We start from the raw sequence: 17030 nt of genomic DNA on the forward strand, positions 1-17030 counted from the left end.
GGGAAAAATCATGAATTCAGGACTTTGCGAACATTGTCTCCGTGTGGCCTATTTAGTTACAGATATGACCATATTGTTAGGCATGGACGAAAAGGCGACTATGGATGTCCAGTTGGCAGCAATTTATCATGATATTGGAAAAACTCAAATTCCAGAGCAGGTCCTAAATAAGCCCGGAAAATTAACTCCGGGGGAATACTTCATCATGAAGTTGCATGCTGAAATTGGATACCGTATGATTCAGTGCCATACTTCACCGGAAACCGCCCAAATGGTCCTATACCACCATGAAGATTACGATGGCGGCGGATATTTTGGATTGCAGGGAAATGATATCCCCTATGGAGCCAGAATTCTTCGGATCTGTGATGTATATGATGCTTTGACATCATTCAGATGCTATAGAGAGCCCTGCAGCCCTGAAAAGGCGCTTCAATACCTCAAAAATAACGCTGGAACAAAGTTTGATCCTAAATTGACCGAGGTATTTGCGCGGTTAAAGCCCAACTGAAAAAAAACGAAGCTTTTTTTCAGTTGGATTTACAATACTATATATGGAAGAAGAAAAGCCGTAGCATTCTTTTACGTGCTGAACTCAAAGTCGCCTCCTGACTTTTTTGAGCTTTTTCGAATGTGTAAACCCATCATACCGCTATTTGCACTGCACTCATCCCAGACGGAAAAATGCGGCGGTACAACCAAGATCCTAAACAGGTACAAAAAAGGAATGTTGCGGCTGCTCCCTTCTCCAAAATGCATATATGAATTTTTGGAATGTAAAATTTCGTTGGATTTACAATACTATATATGGTGGATATTTGTAAGACAGAATCATTAGAGAATAGGAGAATAAGTTTATGGAACCAATTGTGTTTTATGACTTTAAGCCAGATACAGAAGATCCGAATAATAAAATAGTGATTAAAAAGGCAGATTTTGAAAAACTTCTGAATAAAACATATGCCGCGGGTTATCAGGATGGATTAAAAGAGCCAAGACCAGCACAAGTCTGGATGACCAGCAAAAGAGGTTTTGACACGGAACCTAAAGTTTTAAGTATATGAAAAGCAAAGGAGATTTTGTAATGAAGAGTTTTTCGAAAGCCTTTGGAAGGATCGTCTTGATCTTAACTGTTGTAATTGCTCTTGTGGCTTCTGTCTTTGTCGTCCCGAAATTGTTTGGGATAAATCCTTATGTTGTTCTATCGGGATCTATGGAGCCACAAATACATACAGGCGCAATTGCTTTTGTGAATACGAAAGATACTGCAGTTAAGGTAGGAGATGTAGTAACGTATCGGCTGGCTAATGATGAGCTGGTTACACACCGTATCATCAAAAAAGATCAGTCTGAATATACCTTTCAGGGCGATGCAAACGATAATCCAGATGCTCATACAGTTACACAGGATCAAATTGTTGGAAAGTATCTTTTCAGCATTCCAAAAGTTGGATTTCTAATTTCAGCTTTGGGCAAAAAAGGGATGCCTGTGATAATTGCATGGATTATCATTCTGAACATAATGAGCCTTATTCTGGAGAGTACCTGTTCTTCAGGAGATAAGAAAAAGACAGCAGAGCCTCAAAATGAGGATTGAAATAAAAAAAAATTTAGAGAGGAGAGCGTATCCTTATCTGCTGGAATAAAGGATATGCGAAAAAGAGCAATGAATAAGAAAAAAGCATTAACAACAATGGCTGCATGTGGACTTGTAGCAGCACTTGGTGTAGGAGGCACAATGGCTTACCTGACCGATTCTGAGCAGACTACCAACACTTTCACCATCGGCAAAGTAAAAATCGATGTGCAGGAGCCGGGTTGGGATACAACCGATAAAAACAACAACAATATCCCGGATAAAGCCGAGGATGTTGTTCCGAATCAGGAACTGGCAAAGAACCCGCTGATCGAAAACACCGGATCGAACAGCGCAGTAGTATTCCTCAAAGTTACCGTTCCGACCAAATATGTTACCCAGGTTGCTGATGACGGCACTGTAAGCAAAGACGGCCGTAAGAGCCAGGAGATCTTCTACTTCAAAGATGTTGCTGATGCTCAGAATCAGGAAAGAAACAACTTCGATGCGAACTGGCAGGAACTGGTTGACGAAGAGGTTCAGGATACCGGCGCAACAGCTTCGAAAGACGGTGTTCGTACTTACGTCTTTGGTTATAAAACCAAACTGCTGAAAGGACAGAAGACATCTTCTCTGTTCGATAAGATCCAGATGAAAAACGTCATCGAGGACGAAATTCTTCCGGATTCCGCAAACGACATCAAGGTTGAAGGCTTTGCAATCCAGTCCGAGGAGATCCTGGACAAGACCGGAAAAGATCTGACCGATGAGCTGACCACAGCAAATCTGAAGACCATTTACGACATCTTCATCAAACAGGGAACAAGCTACGATGCAGCTCACGGTACGACTACCGGACATGACTACAGCGGCAACGAAAAAGACGCGAACACCAACAACAGCAAAGATGTTCATGGCAACAATCGCTAATCAGCAGCGCGCCGCCTGCAATTTTGAAATAATTTTTTAATTCCTCTCAAAAGGCAGACCTTGAACCGTCTGCCTTTTTTGGGAAAGAGAAAGAGGAGAGTGGATATGAGTAAAAAAAGAATGCAAATTTCAGCTACATTACTTGGCATTCTGCTTTCAGCAGGAACGTTTGCCAGTGCATATCCTGTATTCGCCGCACAGTCCGAAGTGTCTGTGGAAAACAATGTAGACATTGGCAATATCAATATCAGTCTGGAAAAACATGGCTTAGACGAAAAGGGAGAAAAAACTGATTTCGATGATGCGCAGGTGGTTGTCCCGGGACAGGTAGTCGATGAGTTAGTTGATATCTTCAATCTGGCCAATGATGCATGGGTGCGAATGAAGGTCACATTTGATGATTCGACCATTGATGGAAATATGCTGGATGATTCGCTGCTGAATCTGGGTGTTGACTGGGTTAAATGTGGTGATTATTATTACTACACCAAGCCTGTAAAACATGGCGAAGCTGCAGAATTTCTGAAATCCGTCAGCATTCCTGCGGAATGGACAGAAGCTCTTTCAGAAAAAGATCAGAAAATCAATTTTACTGCGGATGCAGTTCAGGAAAAGAATTTTACTCCGAATTTCAAATCTGATGATCCGTGGTTTGGCACCGTTATCGAACAGAGTGTAACGGATGCATATACAGTTCCGGTTACCAGCAATAACCCGTTTTCCGTTGCATACGAAGGTGGAGCAGCTGGGTTGGTTAAGGTGGGAGATGATTTCTTCTCCAACTGGGGAACCCTTATGCCGGGGGATGTGGTATCTGGAAAAGTCACGATTTCCAACAAATATGCCCAGTCGGTTAAAATTTACTTCCGAACGGACACGATTGCGGATGATAATCTGCTCCAGAAGCTGCATCTGAAGATCGCCTGCGATGGTCAGACATTATACGATGGCAGCATGGCTGGCGAGATTACCAATAAAGTGTTATTGGGTGATTTTGCACAGGGCAGCTCCAAAGATCTTACTTACACGCTTACAGTTCCTGCAGAGCTGGATAATCAGTATGCGATGAATAAGACCAAGACCAAATGGATTTTCACCGCTGAATTACCGGAAACTCCAAATAAGACAGTTGCAACGGGAGATTCTTCTCTTCCATCCGCATTTGCCGGATTAAGCATTTCTCTCGGCGCAGCCGGAATCATTATGCTTTCAGCATCAACGAAAAGGAGAAAAGGCAATGAAGAAAATTAACGAAAAAATCAAAAAAGCTCTTTCGTTTCTTCTGATTCTTACTATGGCTATGACATCTGTCGGGGTCAGCACTTTCTCCGCCTTTGCGGATTCAGAAGATGGAACGGGAACAACAGAGCTGAATCTCGATACGGATGCAGAGAACACCGCATCGGATGATACCGTAGATCTTGCTTTTCAGACCGATGGTCATGGAAAATTTCTGATCAACGGTGAAGATAAAACCAATCAGACAATTACTGTAAATAAGGGAACAGAAGTCACTTATGAGGTAACTGCTGATGATGGATATCAGATCCAGAAAATCCGTACATCATATGCTGATGGCACAGAAACGGAAGTAGAAAGCAAAGAATCCGATCTCACGCAGAATGTTGTTGCAGATCAGTCGCTTACGCTTTCTGCTGAATTTGCCGAAAAGCAGGAAGAAGATACTCCGGCAACCGTAACGACTCCGGCTCCTGTAGTGGTTACAACTCCGGAAGATGACAAAAACACTGCTAAAGAAGACGATACCAAAACTTCTGCAGACACTACAACCTCTTCGTCAGAAGAAAATGTTAAGTATAATAACAGACTTTCTGATGTTACCGCCGACTGGGGTGAAAATGAGTTCTTAAAAGAACATTTAAGCGCCAGTGATCTTATTGAATTAAGCAATAGAATCAGTCTTTTCGCAAGAACATCCGGGAAGGTTTCCGCGGGTATGGGGGATCTTAAGTCTGTTGCGACCATGAAAAAAGGAAGTATTGTTACTAAGGATACACCAATTGACGGAAATTATTATTTTACCCCAATTATCGGTAGCAAAACAAAAATCACTTTTGGTACAACCGATAGCAATTATACATGGGATAATGAATTTTGTAAAAACGCCCAATATTATTCTAAAGCTATTTCCAATTGGTGGGCGCCACAGCTGATACGACCAACTGGAGTAATACACGTTCTTTTATTCCGCATGATGGAGCGCAAGGTCATCTGTATGCAGAATATACCAATGTGGGATATTATGACGGCTCCCCTGTCAACATGAAAATCTGGTTCCTAGATTGGCAAAACACAAAGGTTCCGGATGAATACAAAGCACCACACAAACCAGCTATCGGAGATGACATCGATGCCGTTATTGTTTCTCTTGGCCCGAATAACTCCAAAGATTTATCCAAAGGATATACTCCGTTAATCGACATCAAGGGTTTAAAATGGATTAAAGTCAAGTTTGCATATTACAAACAGAATGGAGATCCTATCTCCTTAATGGGTCATTTTACCATGTCCGACCTTGACTTTGCGCAGGGCTTCCATATTCAGGAAAAAGTAGAAAATATTTATTTGACACAGGAAGCAGACGATCGTCTGGTGTATGATCCGCGAACAGACGCCATCTGGTCTGCTAGAAGAGGTGGTGAAAGTGATGGAGGAACAACTCCTGATAATTCAAATGGCTGGGTAACATATACCTTTGAAGGAGACAGCCAGACCGTTATCTTCTATAATGGAGGCACGATTAGTAAGGTTACAGGTCCTGGAGGAGGATTAAAAGAGGAAGGAATCCAAAAATATCCAGATTCATTTTATAATGGAGAAGGTTCCAAATTTAATGGATGGGAAGGCTCGTCCAACACAACGTCAGCATCACCGAATACTTGGTATACTTCAGAATTTGGTTATACATCCGAATATGTTGGCTCAATGTCGAAAGTAGGTGTGCTTCGTATCAATAAAACTGACTCTGACTCAGGTGCAGTCTTAAAAGGTGCGAAATTTACCGTTTACAAATGGAAGAACAGTAAATGGCAGACCTACGCCAATATGAACTGGGTAGAAGCAGATAAGTGCTACTTACTTAACAACATTCAGGGCGATGAAGCAGATGGCAACAAATTCAAAGTTGTCGAAACACAGAACCCTGACGGCTACACCGGAACTTTTTCACAGGAGTTTACCGTTGACCAGGCTGGCGTTAAAACAATTGTTCTGGATGCCACCAATACACAGAATACCTTTACTGTGACTGTGAATAAGGTATCCGGCAATACAACGATTACAGCAAATAACGGAAACTATGCACTGAAAAACGCCAAATTTGAGATTTATGCTTCCGATAAGACAACAAAAGTAGCCGATGCTTATACCGACGAGAACGGTTCTTTCTCTGTTAAGCTGAAAAATGGAACCTATTGGTTACATGAAACCATTGCTTCTCAGGGATATTCGCTTGCAGAAGATCAGCAGTTTACGGTAGACAAAAAAGACCTTTCCGTTACCGTAAAAGAACCACCGAAAACCGGAACAATCAATCTTGTTAAGAAATCCACCACCGATCTGCATTCGGACTACGAATCCTACTATTTAAAAGGTGCTGAATACGGCGTTTACAATGCCGCCGGCACAAAGGTGGGAACCATCGTTACAGATGCGGAAGGAAAAGGATCTTTATCGAACCTGCCATTAGGAACATATACTCTGAAAGAGTTAAAAGCTCCGGCTGGATATTATCTTTCCACCGATACACTGACAGCAACTCTGACCTCCAGTGTCGTAACTGCCAACGTGACAGGTAAGGATAAACCGGGACAGGTTCCTGCTCCAGAAGTTATTCTCGAAAAAGTGGATGCAGAAACAGGACTTGCAAAACCACAAGGAGCAGGCTCCTTACAGGGTGCGGAATATACCATGAAATATTATGATGTAGTGTCCACAACCGATCCGGCAGCTTCCGGCAGAAAAGCAAAATATACATGGGTATTAAAAACGGATGCAAAAGGTCAGATCAAACTGGATGCAGATCATCTGGTAAGCGGGCCGGACTTCTATAAGGAGAACGGAAAAGTTGTATTCCCAGTTGGAACCACAACATTCCAGGAAACCATGGCTCCAAAAGGATATCAGTTGGATTCTAATGTATATGTTATGAACTCCGTGATCGAAAATGATAAGGCTGTATTGAAAAATAAGCCAGTATCAAAAGAAAAGCCGTACAGAGGTTACATTCGTTTCAATAAAAAAAATGAGAAAAACAAGGCCATGGCCAATATTCCATTTAAAATCACGAGTAAAACAACTGGCGAGTCACACATTGTGAATACTGCCAGTGATGGTTATATCTATGAAAAAGATGTGAATTTTGGAAGTGGTAAAGGATTCTTATATGATACCTATCTCGTCGAGGAACAGTCCTGCGCAGCGAATAAAGGTTATATTTTGGAGTCTTTTGAAGTGACCATTAATGAAAATGGAGCGACCGTAGATAAAGGTACTCTTCAGAACTTACCTAAAACTAAGCAGATCACACTTACAAAACGTATCAAAGCATCTGATATCAACTTCAAAAACGGTGATCCAATCTTTATTCTTAAACTGACGGGTACCGATTATGCGGGAAAATCACACACCTATTATCGACAGGTACGATTTGATGCTGCCACCGTTAAGAAAAACACCGGATCAGACGGATATGTATCTCTGTCAGAGGTCTTTAAGGATATTCCGATGGGAGATTATGTTGCAACTGAGGAAGAAACAGGACGATATAGGTTGTCTACGCTTACCTCTCAAGGCGGTACAGTTTCCGGAGAACATGTAACTTTCAACATGACACCAGATAACGATACTTACAACGCAACATTCACCAACTTCAAGTACGATTGGCAATACTATACACACACTGATGTTGTCGATAACAAACTGCAGTCTGTTAAAGACAATAGCGTGAAGTATACCTTTACTGCTAAATGGGTTGGTAGCAGTCCTGTATCTGGCGGATCTTCGGTAGATAAAAATCAAATTGAAGCCACATTGACTACCAATGACGGAACCAAGGATTCCAGTGTTATTGTAGATGCAAGCACCTACACGACAAGTATTCAGACGTTCCCGAATAGTAGCGGCAATTGCACGGTAACTGTCACTTACAACAAAGATGGCGTTAAATTAACAGCCTCGTTTACCGTACCTGTTAAAGCGAAATAATTTTGGAGGACACAAAGATGAAGAAAGTAAAAGGTAAGAAACGGTTTTTCCTCATTACTTGTTTGATGCTTCTTTGTGCTGTCGCTGGAATTGGTGGAGTGCTTGCGTACTTCACCGACTCCGAGCAGACAAATAATAAGCTCAAAGTGGCTGTAAATGATACCAACATCGAAGAGGTTTTTCCAGACCCGAGTTTTAGCCCGGAAGCGTAGTAAAAAAAGAGGTTCGCGTCAAAAATAATGGCAGCGATACATATGTTCGTATGCAGATTTTGTTTTCAGACAGTGATATGCAGCAGTATTGTACTGTAAACTGGAATACAACCGACTGGGAATTAAAAAGCGATGGCTACTATTATTATAAGAAGATTCTCCCCAAAGGATCTAAAACAACACCACTGTTTACTACAGTAACTGTTTCGAAAAATGCGCCAGAAGATGAGATGAAAGATTTTGATATCATCGTCCGCGAGGAAAGTCTGCAGGTTGGATATTTCAAATCTGCGGATGAAGCATGGAGTGCATACAAAAAGAACAAATAAGTAAGTGGATTATTGGCAGGACTTTTACCACGACATGATAGAAGTTCTGCCAATTTTTTGCTAAAATACAATCAAGTGATTGCTTTTGCAAGGTCAAAGTGGTACACTTAATACAATCATTGTGGAAAACAGCGGTTTTGTAATAATGATTAATTTCTATTTTTTTTCGTACGTGAAAATTCATTTGAATTTTTTTTGTCATACTATGAATGTAGACAAAAACGAATCTAAATGGAATAGGATCGTTGGTTATCAAAATTGCTAAGTACAGGAGGAAATAGGACAATGAAAAAAGAAAAAGTAGTTGCAACTCTGGCTATGGGTGTTGTTGCAGGTGGTGTGGCAGTTGGAGGAACATCCACTGTTCATGCTGAAACATTAGATGAAAATACTGAAAACACCGTACAGGCTCCAGAAGAAACCGAAGCTCCGGCAGACCCGGAAACCAAAGAAGAAGCCAAGGATCAGCTGGATCAGGCGCAGGAAAAGGAAAACGAAGCAAAACAGGATTCCGATCAGGCCAAAGCAGATTATGATGCCGCTAAAGAGGACGAAGATAAAAAGCAGGCAGAGGCCGATCAGACGCAGAAAGATATCGACCAGGCTGAAAAAGATGCACAGGATGCTTTCGATCAGGCGCAGAAAGATGCACAGGATGCTGCTGACCAGGCTAAAGCAGATGCAGATAAAGCCGCTGAGGACCAGAAAAAAGCAGAGCAGGCAGAAAAGGATGCACAGGCCGCTTTAGAAGAGCAGGAAAAGGCAGAGCAGGATGCACAGCAGAAAGCAGACCAGACCACGACCGATGAAACACAGGAAAGTGTGGATCAGAAAAAGAATGATCTGGATAAAGCAAATAAAGATCTGGAAGATGCCAAAGCAGAGGATGCCAAAAAGCAGGAAGAGCTGGATGAAGCAAAGAAAAATGAATCTTCTGCAGAGCAGGACAAGGCGGATGCACAGGATAAAGTTGATCAGGCAGAATCCGATGTAAAAGATGCAGAAAAAGACGCGGATGCTGCAAAGAAAGATGCAGAAACCGCAAAAGACTTGTATGATACCGCTTCCAATGCTGCAGATAAAGATTCCAAATATGCACAGGCGAAAAAGGATGCGGAAGAAGCAGATGCCGCTGTAAAGGCACAGCAGACCGTTACAGACAATGCGAAAAAAGATCTGGATGCCAAGAAAAATGCGCTGGAAGATGCGAAAAAGGGTCTGGCAGAAGCAAAAGTGAACGCAGATGCCGCCGCACTTGCAGAACAGCAGAAAAAGGTTGATGCCGCGCAGAAAGAATATTCTGATGCCTTTGATGCGCTGATCGCAGCGAACAGCAAGCTGGACGAGCTTACCGCAGATTACCAGAAAAAAGTATCTGCCGCTGAAACTGCCAAAGCTGTGATGGATGCGGCACAGTCCAATGCAGACCAGAAAGAAAATGCACAGAATACCGCCAAAGCTGAAATGGATGCGAAGAAAGATGCAGTGTCCAAATCCGAAAGCAACATGTCAGATGCACAGAACAGCAAAGCAAATGCTGAGTCTAATGCAGAAAAAGCCAAAAATGAGCTGGATGCAGCAAAAGCAGCTTTAGATGCGGCAAAAGCGGCTGCAGAAGAAGCGAAGAAGCAGGAAGCACTGGGATCAAAAGGATTCTTCGACAGTATCGGTGAGACAGCAGCATCTGATCTGTTTTCACAGGGAGATTATCCAGACAAAACCAACATGGGTGCGGAAGATGATGCAACCAGTCTGAAAAACATGCTGTACGCTCTGGATTTTATTGAAAAATCCAATGAACTCAGAAGAGCAAATAATCTGGAAGAGTTTAAAATTTCTGCAAGAGCAATGGCTGCGGCGCAGTATCAGGCAAATGCTTCTTTACATACAGAAGATCATACTTTCCAGTTCGGTTATGGTGAAAACCTTGCATGGGGAATGGATGATCCGGAAATCGCCTATATGGCATGGTATGACAGTGAAAAAGACAGCACTATTTTAAGCGAAAGACTGCATTATCTTGCTCTCGTCAGCGCCAATAACACAGTTACAGGTTTTGGACTCTGCTATAACAGAACGAATCCGGATTTATACAGTTCTTGTGAGAGTCAGGTGTTTGGCTCTGTAAACGATGAAGACGAGGGTTACTGCTACACAGTAGCTGAGTTCCGCGCTCTCCTGCAGGCCTACATTGACAAACTTACTAAAGCCCAGACCGATCTGGATAAAGCCCAGGCTGATTACGATGCGAAACTGGCGGCTTACAATGCAGCACAGGATGAAGTGGCAAAATGGGATGCACTTCTGAAACAGTATCAGAACGAGAAATCCGTCAACGAAGATGCTCTGAAACAGGCTACCGAAGCATACAACAATGCCGTACAGGAGCTGAATAAAGCAAAAGCGGATCTCGATTCCAAGACAACGGCATATGAAACAGCTCAGAATGCAGTTGCTGAGAGCGCATCTGCAGTGGATGCTGCAAAAGAAAATATCGCATCCTGCAAACAGGTATCCGACCAGAAAGAAAACGCACTTACTGCTGCAAAGGCAGAAAGAGATCAGCTTCTTGACAAGCTGACAGAATCTGTGATCGCAATGACTGGCGATAAGAATGCCAAAGTAGAAACCAACTACGAATACCATCAGGTATGCAATGAATGCGGAGAAGATTTCGGCTATGGACCGGATGCTATCGAAGCGGTTGGTGACCATTCTGCAGTAACGGGTCATTCTTACAGCTCTGTAAAGAAAGCTGTTGGATATAAGATCGTAACCGCGTCCGGAACACAGGTAATCAAGAACCTGTCCAAGACAGATGCAGACAAAGCCTGGCAGATATCCAGAAAGCCATTGCAGACGGACAGACAGCAGTCGATGCCGCACAGGCTACATATGACAATGCTGTAAAGAAACTGGCAGCAGATCAGCAGACCGCAAAAGAAAAGAATGATTATCTGGCACAGCTGAACAAAAACATTGCCGATCTGAAAAAGGATATGGAAGCAAAACAGGCTGTTGCTGATCAGAAAGCAGCTGCTCTGAAAGAGAAACAGACCGCCCTTGCGGATGCCAAAGCAGAGCTGAAACAGAAAGAGGATGCTCTTGCGAAAGCAAAAGAATCGGTTGAAAAACTGCAGGCTGAGAAAGATACAACCGCACAGAAAGTTGCCGCTAAATCCGCGGCTGTAGCACCGCTCCAGAAAGCATACGAAGCTGCCAAAGCATCCCTGAATGCATACCAGAATGCGCAGAACGCTCTGAAAAAGGCAAAAGAAAATGTTTCCGCTGCGAAATCTGCTGTAGAAGCCGCTAAGAAAGATGTAGCTGCGAAAAAGCAGGCCGTAAAAGAGAAAGATAAGGCATACACCGATGCCTGCGGTGTTCTTGCAATTGCCAAGAATATCACACTGGCAGATGCCATGAAGACCCCGATCACAGAAGAGGGCTTCACCTATCTGAACGATTACGTAACCAAGATCAATTCTGCAAAAGCCGCTTACGAGACAGCAAAAGCTGATCTTGCCAAAGCAAAAGAGAATACGGCTGTGAAGAAAGTTGCTTATGAGGAAGCCGCTGCAAAACATGCCGAGACTCTTGCGGACCTTGTAATTGCAAAAGCAAACTATCAGAAGTTTGTAGATGCAGAGAAAAAGGCAGAGGAAGAGAAGAAAGCAGAAGAGGAGAAGAAAGCGGAAGAAGTCAAGAAAGCAGAAGAAGCCAAAAAGGCGGAAGAAGCGAAGAAGGCAGAAACCGTGAAGAAAGAACAGCAGAGCGGCGGCGCTACTCTGACCGCAAGCACTGGAAGCATTGCAAAAGACAATGAAAAAGGTACCACCATCACCAAAGCCGGAAGCGTAGCAACAGGAGATACGACCCCGATCGGCATCTTAATGGCTCTGGCGGCAGGATCTTTCGGTGTTCTGGAAGAAACCGTCCGCAGAAAAAAACGCCAGTAACACGGTGGTAATTTAAGAAATATGGAAACGAGGAACGGTATGGCTTAACGGCTATGCCGTTCTTTGCTTTTTTGTATACGTTAGAAACCCGGGCAGTTGAAGTTTGTATTGGAATAGCATCTTCCTGTAAAAAGCGCTCGTATAGAGCGTTTAGACCTTCTTCTGCGTTCGGCTAATACCCCGTGGCATCTGACAACCACACATTATTTTCGAGCAATTTAATGTGTGGTTGTCAAGAATGTTTATAAATCTAAACGTCATAGTGTTCTTCAGTTGATTTTTGTTATATGGAAGATGGGCGCAAGCAATATTAGTTGACGAGGTTGAAGATACGGTGGTGGCTCAATGACGGACAAACACATTAGGTTATTTGGGAAAGATGACAGATATGTATAAGGTTTGCAAAAAAATTGGATTATGGTTACACAAAACGAATCAAAAAAGGAGATTGGCTTCATGAGTTTAATTTAAAACCAAATTTCTTGATGAATTTATTATATCATTATTCCTGGCAGAAGCAATAAAAATTCAAATAATTTCGTGCCAAAGATTATTTTTTTGTAAACAATTTGCAGTTTATGCTTTTGTAATGTATAATAAATTTATCTACATAGTTGCACGAAACGAATCAAAGAGGAGGACGACTTCATGAGTTCAGAACAATTTAGTTTATTATTCTATGCTTGCATGCTGATTGACGCAATTGGATGGTTTGGATTCGTTGCACTTCCGCGAATTCGAAAATTGCTTTCCTGTAAAGAGAGAGCTGATGGTATTGTGGAAGATGTAGTGGAAATCAAAAACGCCAAAGGGCAGCCGCTTTTCCATGCTGTTGTCCGCTATCAGGCGGGACTTGCTTCTTACACATGTGAAACAGTGAATGCAACGAAAGCAGTTTGGGAAAAAGGAGAGCCTGCGATCGTTTATTATCAGAATTCCAAACCGGAAAATGCATTTGTCAAAAACGCGGCATGGACAGGCCGTTTAATATTAGGAATTATGCAGTCACTTGTTGCGGTGGCTATCGGGATTGCCTACTATGTAGGTACTCATTAATTTCTGCTTTTTATCTGCTCCGGCATGACCAGCATATATGTGCGCGCTGATCTGTCGGAGATTTTCTTGTCCTTTCATTCACATATAAATGCAACTTAAAACGCAAAAAATTTGTAATACTAAATATAGGGAAAATATTTTTAAGGAAAGAAGGATGATATATGTCTGTAAGTGCTGCTCGCTTGTTTTTAGGGGGCGGAGTGGTAATCAGCCTATTTTTCTTTTGTATGGGATGTATTCTAAAAATCTGCGTTCTTCGTAAGAAAAGACGTTGTACGCAAAAACTTCAAGGACGTATTGCTTCCATAGAAGGTTTTCGAACCTCGAACATGCCAATGGTTTTGATCGAATTTTTCTGGCCGGAACGATATCTGCTCCCTTGTTTGTTAGAATCCCCCAGTCAACCCCTATGGATCGGAATGCCGATAGAAATCTGGATCAACCCACAAAATCCCTATGATTTTCGAATTTCTGGTCAGAAATACAAAAATTTTTCTCGACTATGTGCGATCGGACTGGTGGAAATGCTGATTTTACTTTTTTTCATGATTTTTATACAAAAATAGGGGAATATAAGGAAAAGAAATTCGTGAAATATGAGGGCTTGTATAGGATTTTTTAACATGATACAATTTTTGAAGAGGAGCGATAAATATGAAAGTTTTGATGAAAAGCAGAGTCCCAAACTCTCTTACCATATTGTTATGCGAGCAAGAAAAAGATGATGTACCCACTGAAACAATCCGCATGAAAGATTTGGATTTTCATATAGAAAACATTGATTATGGAGATACAACGGCTCCGTATCCGCATCAGATTGTGATTTTCTTTCGAACCTCGGAAGTAGCAAGAGGAAACGAGGCATTTTTTGTGTAAGGGCAGCATTTTTGTGTAAAAGCATAGACATATGAATGAGAAAGAGGGATTTTCCCTCTTTTCTTTTTGTCTTTTTCTCTTGTACGCTCAAATCGAGATTTTAATTTTTTCACATACTATTAGTGACCAGATAATTGTGTTGTGCTTGGAAAAGAAAGAGGTGGTTTAATTGAAAGTATGGACACTGATAACCAGAGAGACGCTTCGATTGTTGCAGGAAGGCATTCCATATTATGGGGATAAAAAGATATGCCCTGTTGTGGATTTTCCGTATACCCCCGGCGGTTATTCTTTGCTCGTCAATAAGATGATGCAAACAATTGGGTTTCCGCCAGATCCTTCCGCTGCGCCTATTTGGGGATATTATCTTTATGGCGGCGAAAACAATATCCCTGAGAACTTGGATTTTGACAATTTCCCTGAAGAGGCCTCCGTTTGCCTTACACTGGAAGTTCCGGATCGAAAATTGCTTTTGAGTGATTCTTTAATGTGGGATAGCATTTCGCTTGGAGAATACATTCCGCATGGAGATACACCGGAAGAATTGGATAGCGACTATGAAGCATATAGAAATGCTGACGCTGCCAAACAAGCATTCATGAGGGTGTTATCCTGGCATCAGGTATTTAACATCATACATTCAGATTATGTTTATGTCCATTTTTGGGAGATCCGGAAGGAAATGATCCGCGAAGTGCTATTCTTATAGCCAATTTTTAAAATAATAGAATATTTACCACAAAAGGAGATGCCTGATACTGCAGAAAGGGCATCTTCTTTTTTATGATTGTAGCATCCGAGTCTACTTAGAGGGTTGATACTGTTTTTTTGTACGTGAAATACGATTTAACATTTTTTTCTAATACTATATGTGAAAAGATTTTATAAGGAGGGAAGAATTGTGCAAAGCATAACAATTGAGAATTCTTTGTATGTAGGTTCACAAAATGCCAGATTCTTCGTAAATGATGCCGTACGTCTGCAGCTTTCTGATGGTACAAGCATTTCTGGAATTATTTCGAATCTGAACAATTTCATTGTTGTGGTCGAAGACGAAAATGGAACCGAAACCTCAATCTATATTGGGGATATTGTGGGTTGCGCTTCGGAAGTGTCTAAAAAGAAGTAACGCCGCATACATCAAAAAATATTCAGAGAAAGGATTTGGGTATGAAAAAGGGAAAAGTTGTGTTAGGATTATGTGGATTTTGCCTCCTTTTGAGCAGTTGCGGCAGCTCCCAAAATGCAACAGTAGGCAATAACACTGATCCGAACAACCATTCGGTATCTACAACTTCAATGAGCAGGGAAACGTCCGATATCCAGTATCTTAAAAAGGATCTGGAGAATGGAACAGTATCTATCTGGTATTTTGAGACATCAACCCCGCAGGATACCATCGCCATTCCGGAAGAAATTAACGGAAAGACAGTCAGTCAGATTGGTGAGCGGCTTTTTGAAGGAAATGAAGAAGTAAAGACGGTTATTTTACCGAAAACGGTTCGGGCAATTGGCAACAGCGCATTTAACTTTGCAACAACACTGGAAAAAGTTGAAATCTCAGGTCCAGTGGAGATATTAGAAAACAGCAGCTTCTATGGCTGCGATTCCTTGCAAGAGCTGAATTTCCCGGACGGATTAAAAAAGATTGGGGATCACGCAATCACAGCGTGTAGCTCTTTGACAGATCTTTATCTCCCGGGAACCGTAGAGGAAATTGATGAGGACAATTTTGCATTGTGCGGAGAGCCATTAAAGATTCACGTTCCGGCGGGATCGGAAACGGAAGCACGGTTACAGGAAATCATGAAAAGCAATGACGATTTGAATATACAAATTGTAGAAGAATAACCGTTTATCTTGGCGATAAGTTTGGAAATCTTTTACGTGAAATTGTCGAGAAAAATATAGAAAGGATTTATTGAAATGTCTGGTTTGGATAAAAATATGCTACTCGTAATCGAATGTTTGGCTAAAAACAGAATTCAAGATGCGAAAAAAGCAGCAATAGCATGTTGTGCGAATGACACAACGAAAAAAAATCAACGGCAGATTAATTACTGCAAAAACCTGCTGAACATCGGCAGCTTAGAGTTGACTACCTTGCCGGCTAATTTGCAAGGGCTTATCCATATTCAGGATGTGTCTGATTTTCCCGAAAATCGTTATTATGTAGGCACTGTTCAACGGCAGTTATACGATAAGATTTATGCGGGAACTCAGGTTGCATACAGATTAGCGGACTATGCTATTTCATACCGTAACGGCAGTTTGATTTACGGATTACCGGGAACTGGAAAGACGGAATTTGCAAAGTATGTTGCATATAAACTGCAAATTCCCTATATATACCTTAACTTTTCCAATTTAATTGAATCCTATCTTGGAAAAACTGCTAAGAATTTGCAGACGGTATTTCAATATTGCCAAAACGTCCCTTGTGTATTGATGCTGGATGAAATTGATTGTATCGGTCTTGAGCGCGGTCATGATACGGGAGCAGATGGGGAGCTTGGCCGAACAACGATTTCCTTAATGCAATGCTTAGATACACTTGCCGTAGGGCAAGTGGTAATTGCAGCAACAAATCGCTCAGACAGACTGGATAAGGCTCTGCTTCGAAGATTCCGTAATAAGGTGGAGTTTACCCCGTATGGACCGGATGAAGAGTTGCAGATGATCCAAAAGTTCATTAAAGATATTGATGCCTTAGAACTGGATACTGATCTGCAGAACTATGCAAAAGGGAACCATTCACAGGCGGAAACCGTAGATTACCTTACGGAAAAGCTTGGGTCACTCCTGCTTCAGGATATTTTGGAAGCAGAGAAGAAACGTGCTAATCAATAGAGGGGATTTTAGAATT

General features: G+C 41.9%; 18 protein-coding genes. All 18 read left to right on the forward strand.

The window, feature by feature from the left end; all coding sequences use genetic code 11:
- Positions 1-10 precede the first annotated feature (10 nt).
- On the forward strand, positions 11-511 hold the full coding sequence (locus DXA93_RS12295) for an HD-GYP domain-containing protein (RefSeq protein ID WP_119208467.1): 501 nt from the start codon (positions 11-13) through the stop codon (positions 509-511).
- 346 nt (positions 512-857) lie between these two features.
- On the forward strand, positions 858-1064 hold the full coding sequence (locus tag DXA93_RS12300) for a hypothetical protein (RefSeq protein ID WP_117802211.1): 207 nt from the start codon (positions 858-860) through the stop codon (positions 1062-1064).
- Between the two features lie 20 nt (positions 1065-1084).
- Positions 1085-1597 (forward strand): signal peptidase I, encoded by a 513-nt coding sequence (locus DXA93_RS12305; protein ID WP_158568361.1) that lies wholly within the window; start codon positions 1085-1087, stop codon positions 1595-1597.
- Between the two features lie 54 nt (positions 1598-1651).
- The gene (locus DXA93_RS12310) at positions 1652-2506 is read left to right on the forward strand and encodes a SipW-dependent-type signal peptide-containing protein (protein ID WP_118640155.1); all 855 of its coding nucleotides are present in this window, start codon (positions 1652-1654) and stop codon (positions 2504-2506) included.
- A gap of 105 nt (positions 2507-2611) precedes the next feature.
- A complete protein-coding gene (locus tag DXA93_RS12315) occupies positions 2612-3757 on the forward strand; it encodes a hypothetical protein (protein ID WP_119208469.1) in 1146 nt (381 codons plus the stop codon).
- On the forward strand, positions 3744-4793 hold the full coding sequence (locus DXA93_RS12320; protein WP_119208471.1) for a hypothetical protein: 1050 nt from the start codon (positions 3744-3746) through the stop codon (positions 4791-4793). Before DXA93_RS12315 ends, DXA93_RS12320 begins: the two co-directional genes overlap by 14 nt.
- Positions 4760-7732: an MSCRAMM family protein gene (locus tag DXA93_RS12325; protein WP_119208473.1), complete on the forward strand. Its 2973-nt coding sequence runs from the start codon at positions 4760-4762 to the stop codon at positions 7730-7732. Before DXA93_RS12320 ends, DXA93_RS12325 begins: the two co-directional genes overlap by 34 nt.
- A gap of 17 nt (positions 7733-7749) precedes the next feature.
- Complete coding sequence (locus DXA93_RS12330; protein WP_119208476.1) at positions 7750-7944, forward strand: SipW-dependent-type signal peptide-containing protein; 195 nt, start codon at positions 7750-7752, stop codon at positions 7942-7944.
- A gap of 77 nt (positions 7945-8021) precedes the next feature.
- Positions 8022-8273 (forward strand): hypothetical protein, encoded by a 252-nt coding sequence (locus DXA93_RS12335; RefSeq protein WP_147399552.1) that lies wholly within the window; start codon positions 8022-8024, stop codon positions 8271-8273.
- Between the two features lie 285 nt (positions 8274-8558).
- Positions 8559-11183, forward strand: a complete 2625-nt coding sequence (locus DXA93_RS12340) for a CAP domain-containing protein (protein ID WP_119208480.1) — start codon at positions 8559-8561, stop codon at positions 11181-11183.
- 89 nt (positions 11184-11272) lie between these two features.
- Complete coding sequence (locus DXA93_RS12345) at positions 11273-12232, forward strand: hypothetical protein (protein ID WP_119208482.1); 960 nt, start codon at positions 11273-11275, stop codon at positions 12230-12232.
- Positions 12233-12880: 648 nt separating this feature from the next.
- Positions 12881-13288, forward strand: coding sequence for a DUF3592 domain-containing protein (locus tag DXA93_RS12350; protein WP_117802204.1), 408 nt, complete (start codon positions 12881-12883; stop codon positions 13286-13288).
- A gap of 161 nt (positions 13289-13449) precedes the next feature.
- The gene (locus DXA93_RS12355) at positions 13450-13854 is read left to right on the forward strand and encodes a hypothetical protein (RefSeq protein WP_119208484.1); all 405 of its coding nucleotides are present in this window, start codon (positions 13450-13452) and stop codon (positions 13852-13854) included.
- Between the two features lie 88 nt (positions 13855-13942).
- Positions 13943-14164, forward strand: a complete 222-nt coding sequence (locus DXA93_RS12360; RefSeq protein ID WP_117802202.1) for a hypothetical protein — start codon at positions 13943-13945, stop codon at positions 14162-14164.
- A gap of 169 nt (positions 14165-14333) precedes the next feature.
- Positions 14334-14873, forward strand: coding sequence for a DUF3841 domain-containing protein (locus tag DXA93_RS12365; protein WP_119208486.1), 540 nt, complete (start codon positions 14334-14336; stop codon positions 14871-14873).
- Between the two features lie 192 nt (positions 14874-15065).
- Entirely contained in the window at positions 15066-15293 is a 228-nt protein-coding gene (locus tag DXA93_RS12370; protein ID WP_117802200.1) for a hypothetical protein, read from the forward strand.
- 170 nt (positions 15294-15463) lie between these two features.
- The gene (locus DXA93_RS12375; protein WP_158581765.1) at positions 15464-16015 is read left to right on the forward strand and encodes a leucine-rich repeat domain-containing protein; all 552 of its coding nucleotides are present in this window, start codon (positions 15464-15466) and stop codon (positions 16013-16015) included.
- 75 nt (positions 16016-16090) lie between these two features.
- Positions 16091-17014 (forward strand): AAA family ATPase, encoded by a 924-nt coding sequence (locus DXA93_RS12380; RefSeq protein ID WP_117802198.1) that lies wholly within the window; start codon positions 16091-16093, stop codon positions 17012-17014.
- Positions 17015-17030: the final 16 nt, after the last annotated feature.

This window comes from Blautia sp. OF09-25XD, from assembly GCF_003482095.1.
Taxonomy (GTDB): Bacteria; Bacillota; Clostridia; order Lachnospirales; family Lachnospiraceae; genus Fusicatenibacter; species Fusicatenibacter saccharivorans.